17 protein-coding genes are annotated in these 20,897 nt (G+C 66.8%); 9 read left to right on the forward strand and 8 right to left on the reverse strand.

All coding sequences use genetic code 11. The features are described 5' to 3' along the window. Positions 1-4 precede the first annotated feature (4 nt). The 4 genes from VF632_RS21830 to VF632_RS21845 are packed head-to-tail and all read left to right on the forward strand — an operon-like array spanning position 5 to position 7,881. Positions 5-844, forward strand: coding sequence for a hypothetical protein (locus tag VF632_RS21830; protein WP_331025043.1), 840 nt, complete (start codon positions 5-7; stop codon positions 842-844). Beyond that, positions 844-4,461, forward strand: coding sequence for a hypothetical protein (locus tag VF632_RS21835; RefSeq protein ID WP_331025044.1), 3,618 nt, complete (start codon positions 844-846; stop codon positions 4,459-4,461). The genes VF632_RS21830 and VF632_RS21835 overlap by 1 nt, the downstream gene beginning before the upstream one ends. A 59-nt stretch (positions 4,462-4,520) precedes the next feature. Further along, positions 4,521-4,706 carry a hypothetical protein gene (locus tag VF632_RS21840; RefSeq protein ID WP_331025045.1) on the forward strand — a complete coding sequence of 62 codons (186 nt, stop codon included), beginning with the start codon at positions 4,521-4,523 and terminating at the stop codon, positions 4,704-4,706. A gap of 4 nt (positions 4,707-4,710) precedes the next feature. Beyond that, the gene (locus tag VF632_RS21845; RefSeq protein WP_331025046.1) at positions 4,711-7,881 is read left to right on the forward strand and encodes a hypothetical protein; all 3,171 of its coding nucleotides are present in this window, start codon (positions 4,711-4,713) and stop codon (positions 7,879-7,881) included. Here VF632_RS21845 and VF632_RS21850 read toward each other — a convergent pair. The 6 genes from VF632_RS21850 to mdh form a co-directional block, all read right to left on the reverse strand. After that, on the reverse strand, positions 7,805-8,881 hold the full coding sequence (locus VF632_RS21850) for a hypothetical protein (protein WP_331025047.1): 1,077 nt from the start codon (positions 8,879-8,881) through the stop codon (positions 7,805-7,807). The genes VF632_RS21845 and VF632_RS21850 overlap by 77 nt on opposite strands. Before the next feature lie 587 nt (positions 8,882-9,468). Further along, on the reverse strand, positions 9,469-10,281 hold the full coding sequence (locus tag VF632_RS21855; protein WP_331025048.1) for a succinate dehydrogenase iron-sulfur subunit: 813 nt from the start codon (positions 10,279-10,281) through the stop codon (positions 9,469-9,471). Further along, positions 10,281-12,023 carry a succinate dehydrogenase flavoprotein subunit gene (sdhA, locus tag VF632_RS21860; RefSeq protein WP_331025049.1) on the reverse strand — a complete coding sequence of 581 codons (1,743 nt, stop codon included), beginning with the start codon at positions 12,021-12,023 and terminating at the stop codon, positions 10,281-10,283. The genes VF632_RS21855 and sdhA overlap by 1 nt, the downstream gene beginning before the upstream one ends. Then, on the reverse strand, positions 12,020-12,469 hold the full coding sequence (locus VF632_RS21865) for a hypothetical protein (protein ID WP_331025050.1): 450 nt from the start codon (positions 12,467-12,469) through the stop codon (positions 12,020-12,022). Before VF632_RS21865 ends, sdhA begins: the two co-directional genes overlap by 4 nt. Continuing rightward, entirely contained in the window at positions 12,466-12,978 is a 513-nt protein-coding gene (gene sdhC, locus VF632_RS21870; protein ID WP_331025051.1) for a succinate dehydrogenase, cytochrome b556 subunit, read from the reverse strand. Before sdhC ends, VF632_RS21865 begins: the two co-directional genes overlap by 4 nt. A gap of 80 nt (positions 12,979-13,058) precedes the next feature. Then, positions 13,059-13,994 (reverse strand): malate dehydrogenase, encoded by a 936-nt coding sequence (gene mdh / locus VF632_RS21875; protein WP_331025052.1) that lies wholly within the window; start codon positions 13,992-13,994, stop codon positions 13,059-13,061. 371 nt (positions 13,995-14,365) lie between these two features. Here mdh and VF632_RS21880 point away from each other — a divergent pair, with 371 nt between their 5' ends. From VF632_RS21880 to VF632_RS21890, 3 genes are all read left to right on the forward strand, one after another. Beyond that, positions 14,366-16,294 carry an ATP-dependent metallopeptidase FtsH/Yme1/Tma family protein gene (locus VF632_RS21880; protein WP_331025053.1) on the forward strand — a complete coding sequence of 643 codons (1,929 nt, stop codon included), beginning with the start codon at positions 14,366-14,368 and terminating at the stop codon, positions 16,292-16,294. A gap of 158 nt (positions 16,295-16,452) precedes the next feature. Next, complete coding sequence (locus tag VF632_RS21885; RefSeq protein ID WP_331025054.1) at positions 16,453-16,869, forward strand: surface-adhesin E family protein; 417 nt, start codon at positions 16,453-16,455, stop codon at positions 16,867-16,869. Between the two features lie 173 nt (positions 16,870-17,042). Beyond that, positions 17,043-17,801, forward strand: coding sequence for a hypothetical protein (locus VF632_RS21890; RefSeq protein WP_331025055.1), 759 nt, complete (start codon positions 17,043-17,045; stop codon positions 17,799-17,801). Positions 17,802-17,825: 24 nt separating this feature from the next. On the opposite strand, the gene VF632_RS21895 is transcribed toward VF632_RS21890, so the two are convergent. Both VF632_RS21895 and VF632_RS21900 read right to left on the reverse strand, forming a co-directional pair. Beyond that, positions 17,826-18,221, reverse strand: a complete 396-nt coding sequence (locus VF632_RS21895) for a hypothetical protein (protein ID WP_331025056.1) — start codon at positions 18,219-18,221, stop codon at positions 17,826-17,828. Positions 18,222-18,379: 158 nt separating this feature from the next. After that, on the reverse strand, positions 18,380-18,874 hold the full coding sequence (locus VF632_RS21900; RefSeq protein WP_331025057.1) for an LURP-one-related/scramblase family protein: 495 nt from the start codon (positions 18,872-18,874) through the stop codon (positions 18,380-18,382). Positions 18,875-19,001: 127 nt separating this feature from the next. Here VF632_RS21900 and VF632_RS21905 point away from each other — a divergent pair, with 127 nt between their 5' ends. Both VF632_RS21905 and VF632_RS21910 read left to right on the forward strand, forming a co-directional pair. Further along, positions 19,002-19,181: a type II toxin-antitoxin system HicB family antitoxin gene (locus VF632_RS21905; protein WP_331025058.1), complete on the forward strand. Its 180-nt coding sequence runs from the start codon at positions 19,002-19,004 to the stop codon at positions 19,179-19,181. 426 nt (positions 19,182-19,607) lie between these two features. Beyond that, positions 19,608-20,819 (forward strand): YbjQ family protein, encoded by a 1,212-nt coding sequence (locus VF632_RS21910; RefSeq protein ID WP_331025059.1) that lies wholly within the window; start codon positions 19,608-19,610, stop codon positions 20,817-20,819. The last annotated feature ends 78 nt before the right edge of the window (positions 20,820-20,897 follow it).

Below are 20,897 nucleotides of genomic sequence, written 5' to 3' on the forward strand. Positions count from 1 at the left end.
ATTTATGGGACGACCTCTGTTCCTGATCGAAAACCTGGCCAACCAGGTGATGTTCCCCGCGCACCTGGTCACCGCCAGCAGTGAGGCATCCCGCGCGGAAGTTTGGCGCGTAGCCACAGGCCGGCGTTCGTGGCGCGATCGGTGGACGCCGGGGACCGACGACGCCGAGTCGTGGATCCGGATCGAGTGCGCCTCACCCCGCTCCGTCGACATGCTCGTGCTGGACCGCGGTCACAACCTTGCCGGCCGCCGAGTGATCCTGGAAGCATCCGCGGACGGGTTCGTAGCCAACGTGACTCCAGTGCTCGACGTGGTCATCCCGGCCGCGGCTGCGGTGCCAGGCTCGATTGACGGAGACGCCGGCGCCCTGACGGAGGAAGGCGCATGGCTGAAGCGATTTCCAGCGGTAGCCGCAGCGGATTGGCAGCTCCGAGTTCCCGCCATGGGCCCGGGCCTCAGGCCTGAGATCGTCGGCCTCTGGGTGGGCCGGGCCTGGTCGCCGCTGCAGTACCTCGATTTGCCGTGGGGAGACGAAAGCATCGACCTCCAATACCAGGCAGTCACCACGGACGCCGCCTGGTCGGGCGCTGGCCGGGGCACCCGGGCGCGCACTGGTGAGATCGGCATCAAGCTCTCGCCGGGCGAGTACCCCTTGGCGCGGTACCACATCCGCGATCTCTGGTGGGTGCCCCGGCCGGGGTGGCTCGTGTACGACTCGGACCAGGCTGAGCGCGCAGTGCTCGCCCTGCCGACGCCGGGGCGGGCCGGGTTCGAGCAACAGGAGGGCTGGTCAGAGCGCCAGGCCATCCTGTCGTGGATCGAGCATGAGCCTCAGGTGAGCTGATGCGCAGAGGCTGGAACACCGAACTCGAGCGCCTCCTCCGGCGGGCGGACCCGCTCGCGCGCATCATCCCTGAAATCGCAGGCGTTGCGGCTGAGGACGTCCGCGATCGTCCCGACGAATGGCTGTCTGCCGACTCTCTCGTCGGTCTGGCCACGCTTCCTGAGGGCGGAGTCCAGCTCGCCGCCGAAACGAGTACCGTCGTCGAGGCAACGAGCTCAGGGAGCGGATGGCTCTCACGGCTCGGAGAACTGCCGCGAGATGCGGCGATCATCGAGTGGCCGCCAAATCAACGTGATTTCGTCCTGCGAGCCTTGACGCTCCACCTGGTGGCCCAGCGCGACCCGGCGCAGCCGCGGGAGGTGGATCGGTGGGCGGTGCAGGTCCTGTGGCTCACCGAGCACAACCTGCTCACGAGCCGCACCCCGATCGCGGCGTACACGGCCGTCCCTCTGCACGAGACCGTGTACGTCCCTGCAGCCGGCGGTTCAAATGGAGGCGATGTCGAGGTGCCGTTCGCGGCGCTGGGCCTTCGCGTCGTGGTCCCGATGATCTCCCCTCGATTCATCGGCACCGAGGCCCAGAAGGCCGCGCAGCCTTTGCCCCCTACGACCTTCGTCGTGGTGAGGGGCCTTAAGGCTGATGGTAAGCCGGCTGGGAATGTCGGCTGGGGCTACGGGCCGGTCGAGGCGAACGTCCATGGAGTGCGGCTCAGAAGCTTTTTGATGCAGGCGATACCTGGCGCCGCCCGTGCCCGAGGCATTCAAGGAGACTTTGGCGGGGTCAAGGCAGCCGGGGCGCCTCGCATGGCCATGTACAGCGGAACGTTCGTAGCCGCGACTGCTGGCTTCACGACCGCGCTGAATCAACTCGATCTCGGAGCGCAACCGCAGTTGGACGTCGAACTCGTCGGCCAGGGTGAGCAGGCCGCGGACAGCCGCGTCATCTACGAGATCGCCGCGGACGATGGCACGTGGCGCCCGTTTGCCGACGGCGACCTGGTGGGGATCGACAACTCCTCCAGCGGGGGCACCGACCTCTCACCCACCGCGCCCCACCCGATCTCCATCCGGCAGACGTACCGCATGCGCGCGCGCCTGGAGCCATCCTCGCTCGGTCTCGACACGCCGATCGTCCGGGCGCTGGGGTGCCGCGTGGTGGAGCGCACGCTGATCGACGGTGGTGAGGCCACGTTTAACCCCTCTGGCGCCTGGGCGATCGACCCGGTCACTCTGAAGGGCGAGGTTATGGAAGGCGAGCTGCTGATCGCGCGCACCGGCGAGCGCGACTTCCGGGATCTCGGCTCCGAGCTGCTCACCCGGTACCCCCTCGCCGGTCTCTCGGTGCGCCTGTGGCTGGGCCACTCCTCATTGCCACGACGCGACTGGATGCTGGTCGATGAGCTGCTGGTGGAGGATTACGTCTCCACGCCGGCGGCGATTCGGATCACGTGCATCTCGCCCCTCGCTCTGACGCGGGTCCGCGTGCCCCGGCCGATCAGCGTGTCGAACGCCGTGACCGTGAGAGAGCCGATTCACTTTCAGAACCGCACGCTGGCCGAGGCATACGCCGATCTGCTTGATGCCGTCGTCGCTCTTCCCGAGCGATATCGCGGTCCAATGATCCCGTCGGCTCACACCAGCACGGTCAGCAAGCTGATCAGCGACGGTGACGGCAAGGACGAGCTCGACGCGGTGGCCAGGATGGCGGGAGGGGCGGTGCTTTGCTCTCAGGGCCGGGTCCGGTGGGTGGACGTGCTCGGCGAGAAGGCGCTGGTAGCGACGTTCCCGGAGGAGGAGATCCGCGTGAACCACGTCGGGCCCGGGTACCGGCACCGAGTGCCGGAGTTCTTCGTCCCGTTCCTCTGGGTGGAGTCGGAGAGCCGGTACGCCGAGGAGATCCGCTCGTTTCATGCGGACGCTCTCGAGCAGCTCGGAACGGTGACGCTGGATGCTCCGCAGGTGCTGGACGACGTCGTGGCCCGCTGGATCGACACGGTGGGCTTGGCCGAGCGCGTCGCGCGAGGCGTCACTGAGTCGATCGGCCCCGGGCTTCTGCTCTGGAGCTTTGAGGCGGCGTATCCTCACCCGGAATTGGAGCCCGGAGACCTTATCGCGGTGCAGGTGAGCGCCTTCGTCGCCAGGGATCCCGTCGGCGGCCGCGAGCTCCGCGGCCGCCTATGGGCAACAGGAGTCGTCCAGTCCGTCGGCGACCCACTCGGTCACGAGATCTCGGTCTGGGTCCGGCGCTGGACGGACATCCACGCCGCGGTGGAACCGATCGAACGGCGTACCACGAACCTCGCAGGGTTGTTCGTCAGCTTGACCGACGCCGGCAGCACCGAAGCCACCAGGAGCTTCCACTACGCCGCCGGGCCAAGCGTCGCGCACTTGTGGCTTCGGACGCTCCTGCTCGAGCAGCCTCACGATGTCGACGTCGCCGCCGCTCTCGCGGCAAAGGGCCCGGACCAGGTGCTCTCCGGGTCAGGGCTCATCACTGCAGCCGTGCCCCCCAGAAACCACCTACTCTATGGCGCGGTTACTCCGTTTTCGACTGCGTTCGGCTACGAGGGCCGGACGGAATACTTCCAGGTTGATCCGGTGGATTCCGAGCCGCCTGTGTGGGAGGTAGTGAAAACGGTCGAGCGCGTGGTGGCCGGCCAAGCCATCGGCATCGCACGCTGGCGCGGGCGGCTCCGCGGTATTGAGGTCACCTCAATGCTGGTTATTACCCGGGTGGGGAAGGAGCCGTGGTCGGCGCCCCGGGCCCCCGTGCGCGGTCCAGGCGCCAACTCCATCACCATTCCCGGCGACGTACTCGGGCCCAACGAGTACGAGGACGACGTGTTGCTGGTCGACGACAACCTCTCCGAGATCCGCCCCACTGCAAGCCTTGCCACGGGTGAGCCCCAGACCATCGCGGTGCCTCAGTTCGACAAGAACAGCCTTCCGAGGATCGTCAGCATCGATATCGACGGGAAAAAGGCCCGGTGCACCGGCGACTCCGACGTAAAGAGCTGGACTGCTGCCGCGGGTGGGGCCTGGACGCAAGAGAGGGATGGGAGCACCGTCACCTTCCTCAACATTCCCGTGCCCGCCGCGGGGCAGTGGGAGGTGCTTTTCACCGCCCGCAACGTGCCGCTGGTGTCGAAGAGCGAACCCGGTGTCGTGGAGGTGTCGGCTACGCGCATCGTGCGCAGTGCCGACGCGGCCGACGATCCGAACCGGCCCGTGTGGGCGGAGGAGCCGATCGTCGAGGCGCCGGAACCGGGGGGCGCGGGCGTAGCCACTATCAGCCTCCTCGCACGCCCGCAGCCGGTCGGCGCTGCGCCTCTGTGGGGCTTCGGGGTGCGTCTGATGGAGTGCCACACGACCGGCGGCGGGTGGACGAACTGGGAGGACATCACCGCCGCCGTTGAACCCGTCCCCGATCATCCGCGGGAAGAGGGATCTTTCCACACCTTTCAGACGGGCCAGAACTACCTGGCTGAGGGCGCGGTGCTGTACACGATGAAGGTACGCGCGGAACTGCTGGATGGCGCCGCGGTGATCGATGCGCGGGAGGGGACGGGGTCGTGGAACGTGGCGGACCATTCGGGCGTGGGGCTGGTGCCGCTATGAGCCTCGGGAAGGTAGCCAAGGTGAGGCGGGGCACCGGGCCGATGCCGGAGAGGTCAAGCGTGACGCTCAGCTACCTCCAGGAGGTGTCGCCGGGAAGGTACCGGCCGGTCGCGACGCGTTCCGGCGCGACGCACCGGCACGTGCGCACGGCGCGGGGCATCCAGGTCGCCCCTCTGTCGACGGATGCGGGTGGCATCATAGAGGTGGTGATGGGCGACAAATTGCGAATCCTGGGAGAGTTGTGAACTAATGCCGATTGAGCTGATCTACGACTCCATCACCCCCGACACCGCCGGCGGCGTGAGTCTCCCGGCCCTGAACAGGGGCGGTGCCGGCATGTACGACGTCGCCGCCTTCAGGGCCGACCTCGGCTTCGTGCTGGACGGCACGGCAGACGACGGTCCGCGGCTCGCGCTGCTGGCCGCGCGTGTCGCGGACGAGGGCGGGCGGATTCGGCTTGCCGACCCGCTCCGCATCAACGCCAGCATGACCCTGGGCGTGGGACTGGAGGTGCGCCCCGGTGCGCTGGTCAGGCCTGCCGCCGGTGTGACCCTCACGCTCGCGGGCCCGGTCGACGCGGGGCACGTCCACTGGATTGACGAGTCGCTGGGGGGGAAGGTGCGCTTCGCTCCCGGCAGCATCGAGGCGCTGAACCCCGTTCACTGGGGGGCACCGGTGAACGGGGTTGACAACGACGGTCCGGCGGTCCGCGCCGCCGGGCTGAACGCCATGGCCACGGGCATCCGCGTTCAGCTGATCTCCGGATACTGGGTGATCGGCTCTCCAAACACGAGCGAGCTCGTCTGGATGGACGGGGCCACGCACAGCGTCACCATCCAGGGTGCCGGGGTGGGGATCACCAACATCAAGCGACCCGATAACTCCATCCCCGATCCGGGGCTGGACGAGAACGGAGTCCAGCGCAGGAGCCTCGCGCTTCGGCTGTTCTACGTGCGAAACGCCGCGGGGCACAAAATCACCGTGAACATTTCGGGGCTGACGATCGACGACAACCACCGCGGTAATCCATTCTTCGCAGCCGATCCGGAAGGGCTGAAGCGGCAGCAAACACACTGTATCGAGATGGTGGCGAACGGCGACGAAGGTATCGCGGAACTGCGCGTGAGGGACGTCGCCGTACACGACTGCAACACGGATGGGTTGAAGCTGGGCACCATGGCGAACTCCGCGTTCGGCGACATCTTCGTCGACGGATTTCGCGAGACCGGCCGCGCGCGCAAGCTTCGCTCGGGCCTGTGCGCCACGGGTGGGTTCAAGTCGTGGCACATCAGCAACACATCCGTGGATAATCTGGAGTTCGAGTTTAACCAGACGAACCTTGCCCCCAGCCGCGTATTCCTGAGCAACGTCCTGTGCCGCTACAAGTTCGACGCGAACGTCAAGAAAACGATCGACACCGGCGTGATTCCCGAGTTGTACGCTAGCAATCTGCGCGTGACCGGTAAGATGAATACGGGTCAGATGCGCGGGAAGTTCAAAAATTGCCGCTTTGTCTTGAACGAGCCGTGGCGCGTACAGGAGTACGAGTGGCGGTTCGAGGGGAACTGCGAAGTGGTGGTCCGTCACGACTTCACCATCCCGGCCGGTACGAGCACGGGCGGGGTGCTGTACGCGCTCGGCAACGCCGGGCCTGACGTCCTCGACCTGGGAGGCGTCGAGTTCAGCCACGACAAGTACAGGGAGGCGGATCTTACGATCCGGGCGCAGATCGTAAACCCGCTGCCGCTGCTGCCGGACCTGCCGGTCGGTACGGTGTCACTGCCAGTCCCCGCACTTGCCGCGGCGATTCCCGCGGAAACGGACCTTTTCGCGGTCTCCGCCAACACCTGGGTGCGCACCCGCGGTCACACGCCCGCTGGCGCCACCAGAGTCCTTGTCTACCGCACCACGGCGCCGATACTGCCCGGCGACGCGATCCAGCAGGACGGATTGGCCGTTGCGACAATCTCGAACCCGCTCCCGGCTCCTGCCTCTGTGGCGATCGGGGCTACGGCTTTGCCCGTCGCGCCTCTCCTGGCCGAGATCCCGGCTGGCAAGATCCTGAAGTGGGGCACCGGCGTCTACGCAGAAACTACGGGCACCGCCCCCGTGAACGCCACGTCGATCCCGGTGGGGCCGGTCACCCAGCCGATCTTCCCGTCGGATACCGCCATTGAGGTGACGCTGTTCGACCCGGCCGCCGCAGGCGTCACGTGCTATGTCGAAACATCCGTCAGTAGCAACAGCCCGCGTCGTGAGGTGAAGGTCGAGGGCTGCCGCTTCCGCGGGAATGTGCAGGCGCTCCGCTGGCGGGGGGGTGTTCTGTCGCTGGATGACAACGACTTCGAGTCGGTGAGCAACCCGGCGGTCTACGTCCTCGGCGGACTGCCGGCGGACTTCGCCAATAGGGTGCACATCACCAACAACCGCATGCACGCCAGCCAGGACATGGTGCTGTTCCCGGTCAACCTCACGGACGTGGCCGACATATGGATGAAGGGCAACGTCAACACCGTTGCGCCGCTGCGCCTCGCGAACCTGCGTGAGACGAACGTGCTCGTTCGGGGCACCAGCGCCGCCGGAGGGCTCACGTTCCACGAGCTGGATGTGATCGTGTTCGGGGCGAGGCCGACGACGGGTCGCTGGCTGATTGGGCAGATCATCTTGTACCCCGCACCGACCGGAAGCCACGCGCTGGGTGAGGTGTGCATCACGCCCGGGCCGTCGTCCAACAACACCGCGAAATGGGACGTGATCGGGAGCCCTGCGCTCTCCACGTCCACGGTCACGCGGCGGATGGCGACGGCAGGGACAACCGCGGAGCAGTACCTGTTGGCCGGCGCGACGCAGCCAACGTTCCAACGTAGGCAGGACGGGCAGCAGAAGTTCGGTGCGGGCGGCTCCACTGCTCCCGACGTTACGATCGACCGGATGGGACCAGGCACAATCCGCCAGACAGGTGCGTCGAAGGGCAGCGCCGCATACGAGCTCCGGGCGGAAAACGATGCCGGTGACCCTGTTGCAGGGGACATTGAGTTCAGGGGCACCGACCGAGGCTCGATCGTGTTCCGCCTGCTGGCGGCCGTTGCAGGGGCAATCCGCTTCGTCGCGCTACGAATGGGTACGGACCGGGACGGGAACCGTCTGGGATTCGGGATCGAAGTGACTTCCTCCGTGACGGGAGCCAACACGCGCGTTCTGTCGCTCCCTGCGGGTTATGAGACGGGTTCGGTTATCCCGCAGGAGTTGGCGCTGGCGACAGACGCCACGGCGGGGTTCCAGTACGTTCGCACCTGTGCTGGCGCGCCAACTGGGGTCCCTGTGGCACACATGGGATGCGTGCCTATGTTGGTCGACTCTGCGAGCAGCCGCGTCTACTTCTACGTGAACGGCGCTTGGCGGTACACGCAACTGGCGTGATTTTGCGAATCGAGCAGCTTATCGCAGAATGGAGGGGGCGAGTTATCGCACGCGGCAACATGATCAGGCCCGGTTTGTCGATCGCATCCGCACGTACTACCTTGAGTTGGAACTGCTCCATCGCCGGCTCTACCAGTGACCCGAGGAGCAAGTCAGAGTGCTTTCGCAGTTCGCTGCTCTCTTCGCCAATCGGCGCGACATAGAAGCACGTGGTTTCGTACTGAGCTTGCGTCGCAGTGATCAGCGCGGCCGAAGTCGACCGAGGCTGGGCCACATGACTCGACGGGCTCGTCGCGGGAGTCGAGGGCAGCGTGTCGAGGAGATGGTCAATCGTGACGATCCGTTCCGCTCCCGATAACGTTTGTAGTAGCCCGAGGAATCGCAGGTTCACGATGAACGTATCCACCGCCTCCTCAGCCTGACCTTCAGGCACACCGAACTCTTGGATCGCGTCCACCATTGCGTTTCGGGCAGGTAACTTGTTACCGACGAAGCGCTCGTACAGCTGCCTAAACGGATCGATATTCTCGATCGCGAGCTGCACCCGGACGCGCACCCGCTCTCTGGCAGGTACATCCTCGCTCACTGCCCTAATCCCGTCGGCGGTGAGCTCGAGCTGGTCGGCTTGGTACCCGCCTTTGATTAAGCCGTATTTGTTCGCGTTGGTGACCCATTGCCGACTCGGGCCGGACTCGGGCGACTTTCCGAGATGATCAAATAGGCTCAAGCGCCTGACGGGTTTGCCGCTCCCGTATTCGAAAGCGGCTTCTGCGAGCCCGAGTGCCTCCTCGAAAGAACTTGCTGGGAAAGCACGGGCTGCTCGCTTGGCTGCCGTGGACGGGGAATCAGCGGCTCGCTGGATGCGCAGTGATTCCGCCACATTCGGCTGTGCCTTCGCTGGTTGCTTCAAGGCGCGCTTTGCCTCGCTACGTTTGCGCACACCCTTGGAAACGTCGGCCGATTCGGCCACGCGTTCTTCATTAGAAGTTTCGTCAGCCATACCGTCTCGGGTTGAGAGATGATGTGCCGCTTAATTTGTTGTTCGGCAGACGGAATTCCAGCCAACAGCACCGTTTGAGTACATCGGCCGATCCCGCTCCGATCCAGATAATACTCGCAGCTGCGAACGTCAAGCGCCTGTAAATTGCTTGGGCGCATCCTCATGCGTGGCGCGCTCGCCTTGGCTTGAGGGGACATGTTACCTGGGGGAGTGGCGACATCGCGCTCTTGTCGCGGTGGTTATCGCAGATCAGCGTGCACGCCCATGTGCGTCCACCATCTTTCTCGCGAGGAGATTCCGAGTGCGCGCGCCGGAGCTCTTGGGTCAGCGCCCGGCGGCCAGCCCGGCTGAAGCCCTTCTACCTGCGCACGCAGCGCGCTTACGCAGTGGGAGTACCAATTCGTAGTGCATTACGGCAAGCGGCACCCGCGCGAGGTGGGCCCCGTGACAATTAGGCCTTTGTCCCTTGGCTCATCAAAGAGCGGAACGTAGTCGCGACCACGCCGAACCAAGCCCCGGTACGCCAACCGGCCCCGCGGCAGCATCGCCACGGGACCGGTCGTGTTCTGTCGGGGCAAACGCCCGCCTCAGCCGTGCGACGTCGCGGGCTGGCGGATGGGGATGTCGCGGCTGCCCTTGAGGATCGCCTTCTTCACCTCGCCGATCGCCTTGGTGATGCGGATCTCTCGGGGGCAGGCCTCGGTGCAGTTGAAGATGGTGCGGCAGCGCCACACCCCTTCGCGGTCGTTCAGAATGTCCAGCCGCTCGTTCGCGTTCGTGTCGCGCGAGTCGAAGATGAAGCGGTGCGCGTTCACGATGGCCGCCGGGCCCACGAAGTTCTCGTCGGCCCAGAAGCTGGGGCAGCTGGTGGTGCAGGCCGCGCACAGGATGCACTTGGTGGTGTCGTCGAACTTTTCGCGGTCGTGCACCGATTGCAGCCGCTCGCGCCCGTTGTCCGGCACGGGCGAGTCGTTGATCAGGAACGGCAGCACGGAGCGGTACTGGGCGAAGAACGGCTCCATGTCCACCACCAAGTCCTTGATCACGCGAAAGCCCATCAGCGGCTCGATGGTCACGTGCTCGCCCACGTCGCGGATCAGCACCTTGCAGGCAAGGCGGTTCACGCCGTTGATGCGCATGGCGTCGGACCCGCAGATGCCGTGGGCGCAGCTGCGCCGGTAGGTCAGCGAGCCGTCCTCGTACCACTTCACCTGGTTCAGCGCGTCGAGCACGCGGTCCGTGGGGTCGGCCGTCACCGTGTACTCGCGGTACACCGGCTTTTCGTCGACATCGGGGTTGAAGCGGTACAGGCGCAGCGTGATCCGCTTGCCCGTGGCCAGCTTCGCCGCCGCCTTGCCGCCCCCGCCGGCACTCGGCTTGATCGTCTTCGGCGCCGCCATCAGTACACCCTCTCCTTGGGCTGGAACTGGGTGATGGTCACCGGCTTGTAGGTGATGTCCATCTGCCCGTCGCGCTGCGTGACGAACGTGTGCTTCAGCCAGTTGGCGTCGTCGCGCGACTGGAAGTCCTCGCGCATGTGCGCGCCGCGGCTCTCGGTGCGGTTCACGGCGCTCAGCGCCGTCACCTCGGCCAGGTCCAGCAGGTTGGCCAGCTCCCACGCCTCGAGCAGGTCGGTGTTGAAGCGCGTACCCTTGTCGCTCACCGACACGCCCTTGAAGCGCTCCTTGAGCTCGCGGACCTTGGCCAGCGCGTTCGCCATCCCCTCGCCGGTGCGGTAGATGCCCACGTCGTCCTGCATCACGTCCTGCATCTCGTCGCGGATGCGGGCCGCCGGCTCGCCCCCGCCCTTGACGCCCAGCAGCCGGTCCAGCTGCTCGCGCGCGAACGCCTCGGGGTTCTTCGGCAGCGGCGGCAGATCGGCCGTCGTGCAGAACTCGGCCATGGCCAGCCCCCCGCGGCGCCCGAACACCACCAAGTCCAGCAGCGAGTTGGTGCCCAGCCGGTTGGCGCCGTGCACCGACACGCACGCCGTCTCCCCCGCCGCGTACATCCCGGGGAGCACGGTGTTGTTCACGTCGCGCACCACCCGGCAGTTGGCATCCGTGGGAATGCCGCCCATGGCGTAGTGCGCCGTGGGCTGAATGGGCATGGGCTCCTTCACCGGGTCGATGCCCAGGTAGGTGCGGCAGAAGTCGGCGATGTCGGGAAGCTTGTTCTCGATCACGTCGGCGCCCAGGTGCGTGGCGTCGAGGTATACCATCTTCTTGCCGTTGATTCCCCGCCCTTCGCGGATTTCCATGCTGATGGCGCGCGACACCACGTCGCGCGACGCCAGGTCCTTCATGGTGGGCGCGTAGCGCTCCATGAAGCGCTCGCCGTGGTCGTTGCGCAGGATGCCCCCCTCGCCGCGCACGCCCTCGGTGATCAGGATTCCCAGGCGGTAGATGCCCGTGGGGTGGAACTGGTAGAACTCCATGTCCTCCAGCGGAATCCCCCGCCGGAGGGCGATGGCCACGCCGTCACCCGTATTGGCGTGCGCGTTGGAGGTGATGGACCACACCCGCCCGAATCCGCCCGTGGCGAACTCCACGGCCTTGGCGTGAAAAATGTGCAGGTCGCCCGTCGCCACCTCGTACGCGACGCACCCGCAGCAGCGCCCGTCGTCGGCCAGGATCACGTCCATCACCTGGAACTCGTCGAAGAACTCTACGCCGCCCTTGATGCAGTTCTGGTAGAGCGTCTGCAGGATCATGTGCCCCGTGCGGTCGGCCGCGTAGCAGCTGCGGCGCACCGGGCCCTGTCCGAAGTGGTGCGTGTGCCCGCCAAAGGGGCGCTGGGCGATCTTGCCGTCCGGCGTGCGGCTGAACGGGAGCCCCATGTGCTCCAGCTCGATGATTACCGGGATGGCCTCCTCGCACATCGCGGCGATGGCGTCCTGGTCGCCCAGGTAGTCGGAGCCCTTCACGGTATCGAAGGCGTGCCACTCCGGGTGGTCTTCTTCCAGGTTGGCAAGCGCGGCGCACACCCCGCCCTGCGCGGCGCCCGTGTGGGACCTCGTCGGATACAGCTTGCTGATGACGGCCGTGCGCAGCCCGGGGGTGCGCGACAGGTAGATGGCCGACATCATTCCCGCGCCGCCGCCTCCCACCACCAGCGCGTCGTACGTATGAGTGTGGATCATCGGCGCGCCGCGGCGGAAAAGTCGTAGGTCATCAGGGCGAAGATCCCCCAGGCCAGGGACAGCAGGACCACGCCGTACACCACCGCCTTCACGATCTTGCGTGCCTGCGGCTTGCGGACGTAGTCCTCGATGGAGTAGCGCGCTCCGTTCAGCCCGTGCAGCAGGGCGAAGGCGGCCAGCGCCACGTTGTATAGGCGCCAGAGCGGCTGGTTCCAGCGCTCCAGCACCAAGTCGGCGCTCAGGTGCTCCACCCCCACGACGATGTTCCACCAGTACAGGTGGTACAGCGCCATGAAGAGCAGGAGAATCCCCGAAATGCGCATGAACACCCAGCTGTACAGCTCGAACTTGCCCTTCTTCTGCATCAGCGGCTGGTCGTAGCCGCCGCCCGGCCGCGGCGCACCGCGCCCGCCCTCCGCCGGCACCTCGTCGATCACCGTGCTCATCGCGGCGCCTCCATGCTCACCGGCGCCACGGCGGGGGCCGGCGCGGCCTGCGCCTCGTGTCCCCCGCCCTGCTGCATCTGCCGCTGCCGGTGCCGCTCGGCGCCCGGCTCCTCACGAAGGCCAAAGAGCGGAGCCAGCATGATGTAGGCGACCGGGATGATGAACAGCGCCGTCAGCCCCAGCGCGCCAAAGGCCAGGCGCCGCTGGTGAAGCATGGCGATGGGCCAGAAGTCCTGGATGATGATCCGCGTGCCGTTCAGCGCGTGGTACAGGACGGAGAAGAAGATGATGAGCTCCGCCACCCGGAAGAGCGGGCTGCGGTAGATGGTCAGGGTGTGGTCGTAGAAGTCCGGCCAGTACACCACCGCCGCCGTGTCGGCGACGTGCACGATCAGGAACGCCAGGATGCCCAGCCCCGTCACGCGGTGCAGGAGCCAGGTCCACATCCCGGTGCTCCCCTTGTAGCGGAGCCCCTGGGCCAGGGAGCGGTTCCGGAAGTCGGTTGCCATGTCCAGGTACTCCGTATCGGGTTCCCAACGGCCGCCGCGCCGCGCCCCTGGAGGAGCGCGGCGCGGCGGCGCGCGGTGGATCAGACCTTGGCGCCCAGAACGCGCATGGGCTCGCGGACGGCCTCGGCGCTCTTTTCCAGCGCGGCGCGCTCGTCGTCGGTCAGCGTCACCTCCAGCACCTGCTCCAGCCCGGTGCGCCCCAGCTTGCAGGGCACGCCCAGGAACAGGCCGTTCATCCCGTACTCGCCCTGCAGGAAGGCCGCGCAGGGAAGGATGCGCTTCTTGTCCTTGACGATGGCCTCGGCCATCTGCACCGCGCCGCTGGACGGGGCGTAGTAGGCGCTCCCCGTCTTCAGGTACTTCACGATCTCGGCGCCGCCGTTGCGCGCGCGGTCCACGATGGCGTCGAGCTTGTCGCGGTCGATCAGCTGCGTGATGGGAATGCCGCTCACGGTCGTATAGCTGATCAGGGGCACCATGGTGTCGCCGTGGCCACCCAGCACCATCGCCTGGATGTCCTCGACGCTGACGTCGATCGCCTCCGCCAGGAACGAGCGGTAGCGCGCCGTGTCGAGCACCCCCGCCATGCCGATGATGCGCTCGCGCGGAAAGCCGGACGCTTCCATCGCGACGTAGCACATCACGTCCAGCGGGTTGCTGACCATGATGATGATGGCGTCGGGCGACACGCGGGCGATGTTCTCGCAGACCGAGCGGACGATGCCGGCGTTGGTGTTCAGCAGGTCGTCGCGGCTCATCCCCGGCTTGCGGGCGATGCCGGCGGTGACGATGTAGATGCCCGATCCGGCCGACTCCTCGTAGCCGTTGCTGCCGGTCACGCGGGTGTCGAAGAGCTCGATCGGTGCCGACTCCCACTGGTCGAGCCCCTTGCCCTGCGGAATGCCTTCGGCGATGTCGATGAGCACCACGTGGCGCGCGAGCTCCTTTTCGGCGACGCGCTGGGCGGCGGTGGCGCCCACGTTGCCGGCGCCGACGACGGTGATCTTGTCTATCATGTCCAGGCCAGAGTACGAGTTTTTGGGGCCGCCCCGCGACGGATCGTCCATGCCGGGCCGGCTGTGGCGGCAACATAGATAGTGCCCGTGGGCGTGTCAACGGAGCAACTTCGCCGCCTTGCGGGTTCCCTTCGGGGCTCCCGCGCAAACAGCGCGCGGTGCGGGGAGCAGGCCGGCCGCTGGGCGCGACTCTGCGGCGGGCGACCCCGTCCACTCCCACTCCGGTTGGAGATTCATTATCTTTCAACCCGCTGCCAGGGAACGACTTGCGACCCGTGGAACCTCCTGGCGGCAGGCGGGTCACATCCCATGCGACACACGCCGGCGGGAACGTCCCGGTCGGCGTTTTCTCTCTTCAGCAGTTTCGCTGCATGTCTTCCCTCGGCGAAAATCACACTCCCAAGCAGCCGTCTGGTCCCTCTGCCGGCACCGCTACGGGCAAGCCGGCCCCGGGCGACGTCTCTCCCCGCGTTCCCGCCTGGCTGGTGCGCGGCGGCATCGGCATGGCCGTGCTGGTCGTCGCCGTGTGGGCGTGGTGGGCCGCGCGCACGCCGGAGCTGCCGCGCATCGCCTACACCGAGCTGCTCAGCGCCGTCTCGCAGAAGAAGGTGTCGGCCCTCACCGTGCGCCCCGGCGACGTGATCCTGGGCGAGTGGGCCGGCGCGGCGGGCGCGGCCAACGGCACCGATCCGGACTTCGCCGTGGCCTTCCCCGTGGAGGAGATCGACGGGCTGGCAGCGCGCGCCGAGGCCGCGGGGGTCAAGCTTACCCTGGCCTCGCCTCCCACCCGCGCCACGCCCGAGAGCGTGCTGCGCGGGCTGCTGACGGTGGCGCTCCTGGTCGGCGCGGGATGGTTCCTGTTCCGCCAAATCCACCAGGGCGCTGGCGAGGAGCTGGGCGGCACCGGCGCGTCCGACGTGACGTTCGACGACGTGGCAGGCACGCAGGGCGCGGCCGACGAGCTGCGCGAAATGGTGGACTTCCTTCGCGCCCCCGAGCGCTTCGCCCGGCTGGGCGCCCGCATCCCCAAGGGCGCGCTCCTGGTCGGGCCGCCAGGGACGGGGAAGACGCTGCTGGCGCGGGCGGTAGCGGGCGAGGCAGGCGTGCCCTTCTTTTCCATCTCCGGCTCCGAAGTCACCGGCTTCCTGGTGGGCATGGGCGCGCACCGCATCAAGACGCTGTTCAAGCGGGCGCGCAAGAAGGGCGGGGTCATCTTCATCGACGAGATCGACGCGCTGGGCGGCAAGCGCGGGCGCAACCGCAGCCACAACGAAGACGACCGCACGCTCAACCAGCTGCTGGTGGAGATGGACGGCTTCGATCCGCTGGCGGGCGTGGTTGTCATCGCCGCCACGAATCGTCCGGACGACCTGGACGAGGCGCTGAAGCGTCCCGGCCGCTTCGACCGCATGATCACCGTCAGCCCGCCCACCTCCGGCGGGCGCGAAGAGATCCTGAAGCTTCACGTCGCCCGGCGCGGCATTCCCCTCCATGCCGAAGTGGACCTGGGGCGGCTGGCGCGGCTGACCCCCGGGTCCACCGGCGCCGAGCTGGCCAACCTGCTGAACGAAGCGGCCATCGCCGCCGCGCGCGAGCAGGAGCCCTCCGTCCGCTGGGCGCACGTGGACGCCGCGCGCGACCGGCTGCTGCTGGGCAAGGAGCGCAAGGGCTTCCGGGCGATGGACCAGGAGCGCTGCACGGTGGCGTACCACGAGGCCGGCCACGCGCTGGTGGGCGTGCTGTGCGCGCCCGAGGACGGGCTTCACAAGGTGACCATCCAGCCACGCGGCCAGGCCATGGGCGTCGCCTATTTCTCGCCCTCCGACGACCGCTTCCTGTACCGGCGCAGCTACCTGGAGGCGCTGATCATGAAGGGGCTGGCGGGGCGCGCGGCCGAGGAGCTGGTGTTCGGCCCGCTGGCCATCACCAGCGGCGCGCAGAACGACCTTCAGCAGGTGAACGGCATCGCCCGCAAGATGGTGTACCAGCTGGGGATGGGCGACGACACCGGCCTGCTGATCCACGACGGCGAGGCGGGAAGCCTGAGCGCCGAGGCCCACGCGCGGATGGACCGCGAGGTGAAGGCCATCCTGGAGCGTCTCTACGCCAGCACCCGCGAAGTCGTCCAGGCCAACCGCGAGCCCCTGGCCGCGCTGGCCGTGGCCCTGCTTGAGCGCGAGACCATCGAGGGCGACGAGGCGGTGGAGATCATGGAAGAGGCCGGCACCACGCGCCCCGCCTGGCTCGCCGACGCCCTCACGGCACCTCTTGCTGCTTCGAGGAACGCGACGGCGGCCTGATGCGCGGCGTGACCCGACGAAATTGCGAGGCCCCGGACACGCCGTCCGGGGCCTCGCGTGCTCCGGGGCGGGGAGCGGGGATTGTGCAGCCACGCGTTCGCGTTTATCGTAAACATCCGAATCTCCCGCCCTCACCCGCCCTCCCGAGTCCCTGGCCCATGAATCGTTCGCTGCTCCTGGCCGTCGTACTCTGCTTCTGCGGTTTTGCACCGGCTCACGCCCAGTCCAGCTCCCGGTGGAGAGTCTTCTATCGGAGTGACGCGTCGACGATTGCGTACGACACCACCACGTTCACGGAAGACGACGAGGGAGTGCTGTCCGTCTGGATTCAGCACACGTACCCGCTGCAGCGCTCGAGCACCTCGGGCAAGCCGTTCGACCGCAAACGCACCTGGTTCGAGCTGGATTGCGACAACGGCAAAGTCAACGTCCTGCGGATCATCTGGATGCTGGGAACCGAGGTGACGGAGTCCTCCGACTACGAGGCGCTGGGAATGATCGAGTGGGTGCGCCCGAGTCCGGAAACCGAGCTCGAGTTCTTTCTGAAGACCTTTTGCCGCGGCTCGGACGGCTAGCCGGCGAAGGCCCGGCGCAATGCGCGTCGGCTTGACGCGTGGCGCGAACGACCGAACGAGGCCCCGGACACGACGTCCGGGGCCTCGCGTGCGTCCACCGGCGGCGGCGCGGCGCGATCCCTGCGCTCCGGCGTGGATCGCGCGTGACCATGCCCCGCAACCCTGTTCCGTCCATGAGCTTTTCCCTCCTGCGCTTCGGCCTGACCGAGATGCTCTCGTGCGGCGCGGACCTTCGCCGGGCGGCGCTGGGTGCCACGTCCATCGAAGAGGTGGCCGATTCCGTCGTGCGCTACTTCTACGCACAGGCGCTGGGCGAGGATGGGAAGCGCGAGTGCGTGATGGCGCGCTTCTACATGACGGTGCCGTTCGCGTCGCTGCCGCCGGAGTCGCAGCAGTTCGCCGCGCGGTTCCTGGGCGATCAGCCCGCCGGGCCGGAGCTGCAGTGCCTGACGCTGCTGGGAACGGTGGGCGACGAGCCCGGGTGGAACTCGCGGTGGACGTCGCACGGGCACCACGCCATTCCGCTCCCCACGGTGGAGTTCGTGAAGAGCGCCCCGATGATCGCCGAGCTGGTGCGGGCGGTGGGGCTCGATGCCACCGATGTGGTGTCGCCCAGGCCGGAGGTGCTGCGGGGGCTGCAGGGAAAGACCTACAACGTGTTCTACGTCCGCGACGCCGCCGGAAGCCAGTACATCCCGGCGCAGGACTTCGTCGACCAGTACGGCGTGTGTTCCGTGCTGGGCTTCGGCGGCGTGCTTCTGACGGGCGAGTTCTACGCGGTGATCCTGTTCACGCGCATCGCCATTCCGCCCGAAACGGCGGACCGCTTCCGCAACATCGCGCTGGACCTGAAGCTGGGCGTCTCGGCTGCGCCCATCCAGGGCACCTTCATTCAGGACGAGCCCCCGCGCCCCATCGAGATCGACGCCTGATCCCGAACGGGTCGAGCGCCACCTCTACCGATCTGCGATCCGAACCGACCGCACGATGCTCAGCAGGGCGGGCACGCCGGCCGAATCGGCGCTGGGGGCGACGAGAGTGAGCAACGAACTGCCATCCGGTTCTCGCCACGCAGCCGCGACCACGTACTTCGGCCCGTCCAGGCCCCACGACTCTTCCGTGGCGTAGCCGCTGACCGCCTTGACCCGCCGGCCTCCAATCCGGGCCATGCACTCCCGGCCTCCGTCCATTCTCTCCGCCGCATCGTTCAGCGAATTCGAGTACATGCCGAAGTCCGCCTGGACCGAGCGCCTGCCGGACGCCACCCACCGGCGGACGACCGAGTCGATCCCCCGCATTTCCTCGCGCTGGTATTCCGCCGGAAGCGACAGCTGAAACGGACCCGCGTCCACCCCTCGCCATCCGGACGTGTCCGCGCCCGGAGCGGTGCACGGGCTCGGCGCCGCGCCGGAAGTGCAGGCGGTCGCGGCCAGGGCAGACGTGGTCAGGGCTAGATGGCGCCACGCGCGTACGCCGACGGCGGCCCGGAGCTGCCTGTCCCGCCCCGGAGTCACTTCGCTTCGTCGGGGTCGTGCACCATCTCGTCGATGGCGACGACGACGCCCAGGATCAGCCCGTCGTCCTGGCCCGACTGGATGTCGATGCCGTAGGTGTCGCGAATGGTGAACCACTTCTTGGATACATTGGCCACCGTTTTTCCGCCGCGCTCCACCTCGTATTCGTGGTCCAGGATGTCGCCCTTCACCACCAGGTCGTCGCCGCCCTCCACGTCCACGATCCACTTGTCGCGGAAGGGCGAGATCAGCGCCTTCTTGACCGTCGCGATCGTTTCGCCGCCCCGCAGGAGCTTCATGCTGTCGCGGATGGCGATCTTCTTTTCGCGGACGGTGACCACTTCCCTGCCCTGCATGTCGGTGATCTCGAACGTTTCGCGGATGGTCATCACCTTGCCGTCCACCTTGTAGACCGGCTGGCCGCGCTCGTCTTCGATCGTGTAGTCCTCGCCGATCGAGATCAGCCGCTGCTTCATCCTGTATCGAGCCATCCCACCCTCCCATTCGGTTGATCCGGAACGCGAGCCGCTCGGTGGGGCAAGCTCTGCGCCCCCGGGCCGTTGCGTCCTTTGCCCCACCCGCCCACGTTGTCTACTTTCACAGACTCGGGAGGAGCAGATGGACGCGACGTACACGTTCCGGGTTCGCCAGGGCGAGGGATGGTGGATCGGCTGGGTGGATGAACGGCCGGGCGTAAACTCGCAGGGAGCCACCCGTGCCGAATTGATCGAGAACCTGGCCTCCGCGCTCACGGAAGCCTTGGCGATGGATGACGAGCCCCGGCGCTGGCTCTCCTAATCTCCAGCGTTCCTGCTCGATCCCGTGATGCCCCGTGCGACTCGCACGAGGAGTGCTACCAGCACGCCCAGAACGATCAGAGTAAAGAGAAGCTCACCAAAGCCGAGGCCAAAGAGCATAAGGGCTCGCTTTCTGACTGCGGTGTGCTGAGGGAGTAAGGCCAATCCATCGATGGCTACCGAAACAGGTACATATCGCGACGTTCCTCCGCAAATGCGTTCACCTGGATCACTTGGCGGGGCCACGCCTGCGGAGCTGGGTCGATTATCCCTCTGAAGTCGCCTCCGACGAGCAGTGTCCCTCTTGAGCGGTTGAGGCCGACCCTCCATCTTTGCTTCCAATCCACCTTTCGTTCCCGCCCATGCCGTTCGTGGCGACGGCTACTCAGCCATCAAGGGAGCCATCCATTGCGAATCGCGAAGCCTCATGAGGAATAGAGCCTTTCGGAAGTCCGCACTCGTCACCACGACGTCGCACCTGGAAGGTTGGGAGATCGTGGAGCACCTCGGCCTGGTGTCTGTGCATCGAGTCGCCGGGGCGGGAATCGTGAGCGACATCTTTGCTGGATTCTCGGATTTCTTCGGCGGCCGCTCCCATAGCTACGGAAAACAGCTTTCCGACTTGTATACCGAGGCCACCGAACTGCTCCAGGACCGGGCCGCGATGCTGGGCGGAAATGCGGTCATCGGCCTGCACATGGACTTCGGTGAAGTTTCAGGCCAGGGAAAGTCGATGTTCATGCTCAACGCCGTGGGAACGGCGGTATTTGCCCGGTGCCAGCAAGCACCCCGTATCCGTGACGAGGAACGAGACAACCGCCGCATCTCGGCGGGGGACATGGCTGTTCTCCTCCGGAAGAATCAACTCCTGGCTGCGATCGACGGAAAAGCGCTTCGGCTGGACCAGGAGACCTGGAACTTCGCGACGGAGCATGCCATCACCGAGTTCGGCCCGTACGCACTCGGGGCGCTCCGCGACCTCAACGGATCTACGCTGGATGGTCCAGCCCGCGAGACCATCAAGAAACGCGTATTCGCCTATTTTGCCGCGTTGAGCCCGGATGACGCCAAGCACCTGCTTTACGCACACGTCGCCGTTTCGGAAGGCGAAAAAGCCGGAGCGTTGCGAAAGGCCGCCGAGGAACTCATCACGGGACTGGATCTGGTCGATTACGACGAGCTCTCCCGACGGCTGCCCGAGGCAAGCAGGCCAGCCCAGAAATCGATGCTCAATCTCCTGAAGGCACACCCCTCTTCCTACTCGGCGGACGACATCCCTCGCTTGGAGGCGCTGAAAGCACAGGTCGAAGCACTCTTTCCCCGGCTCTGGACACGGACTTCCACCAAGGGGTTGTTTGGCGGAGAGAAGGAGGAGTGGGCCTGCGGCTGTGGAAAAACCGTTCGGCTGGACGCGACTGAATGCAGCACCTGCGGCCTCAATGCGTGGGGCTTCGCTTCCGGCGAGTATCACCGCAACACCGCCGTCGCGGACCTCGACGGGCGGCTACGTAGCCTGCAAGACTACTTCGCTCCGAGCGCGTCATCCGATACGACGCCGCAGGCGCAACGCGGGAACGACGAGACCGCTCAGGTTGCCAGCCCGGAGAGCGGGATTCCTGGTCACTTGCCGGGCGTCTGAGCACGCCCTAGCTTCGCTGGAATCCCGAGCCCGGACGTGCCGCGCGCGTCCGGGCTTTCCGCGAGATGCCCGCCGATG

Origin of the sequence: Longimicrobium sp., assembly GCF_036388275.1 — a bacterium.
In the GTDB taxonomy this organism is placed as follows: Bacteria; Gemmatimonadota; Gemmatimonadetes; order Longimicrobiales; family Longimicrobiaceae; genus Longimicrobium.

Excerpts from the sequence above, each read along its gene's own strand:
- VF632_RS21885 (WP_331025054.1), top strand. The coding sequence starts at position 16,453 with ATGAATCGTTCGCTGCTCCTGGCCGTCGTACTCTGCTTCTGCGGTTTT.
- VF632_RS21880 (WP_331025053.1), top strand. The coding sequence starts at position 14,366 with ATGTCTTCCCTCGGCGAAAATCACACTCCCAAGCAGCCGTCTGGTCCC.
- VF632_RS21835 (WP_331025044.1), top strand. The coding sequence starts at position 844 with ATGCGCAGAGGCTGGAACACCGAACTCGAGCGCCTCCTCCGGCGGGCG.
- sdhA (WP_331025049.1), bottom strand. The coding sequence starts at position 12,023 with ATGATCCACACTCATACGTACGACGCGCTGGTGGTGGGAGGCGGCGGC.
- mdh (WP_331025052.1), bottom strand. The coding sequence starts at position 13,994 with ATGATAGACAAGATCACCGTCGTCGGCGCCGGCAACGTGGGCGCCACC.
- VF632_RS21845 (WP_331025046.1), top strand. The coding sequence starts at position 4,711 with ATGCCGATTGAGCTGATCTACGACTCCATCACCCCCGACACCGCCGGC.
- sdhC (WP_331025051.1), bottom strand. The coding sequence starts at position 12,978 with ATGGCAACCGACTTCCGGAACCGCTCCCTGGCCCAGGGGCTCCGCTAC.
- VF632_RS21850 (WP_331025047.1), bottom strand. The coding sequence starts at position 8,881 with ATGGCTGACGAAACTTCTAATGAAGAACGCGTGGCCGAATCGGCCGAC.
- VF632_RS21890 (WP_331025055.1), top strand. The coding sequence starts at position 17,043 with ATGAGCTTTTCCCTCCTGCGCTTCGGCCTGACCGAGATGCTCTCGTGC.
- VF632_RS21830 (WP_331025043.1), top strand. The coding sequence starts at position 5 with ATGGGACGACCTCTGTTCCTGATCGAAAACCTGGCCAACCAGGTGATG.
- VF632_RS21865 (WP_331025050.1), bottom strand. The coding sequence starts at position 12,469 with ATGAGCACGGTGATCGACGAGGTGCCGGCGGAGGGCGGGCGCGGTGCG.
- VF632_RS21900 (WP_331025057.1), bottom strand. The coding sequence starts at position 18,874 with ATGGCTCGATACAGGATGAAGCAGCGGCTGATCTCGATCGGCGAGGAC.
- VF632_RS21910 (WP_331025059.1), top strand. The coding sequence starts at position 19,608 with ATGAGGAATAGAGCCTTTCGGAAGTCCGCACTCGTCACCACGACGTCG.
- VF632_RS21855 (WP_331025048.1), bottom strand. The coding sequence starts at position 10,281 with ATGGCGGCGCCGAAGACGATCAAGCCGAGTGCCGGCGGGGGCGGCAAG.
- VF632_RS21905 (WP_331025058.1), top strand. The coding sequence starts at position 19,002 with ATGGACGCGACGTACACGTTCCGGGTTCGCCAGGGCGAGGGATGGTGG.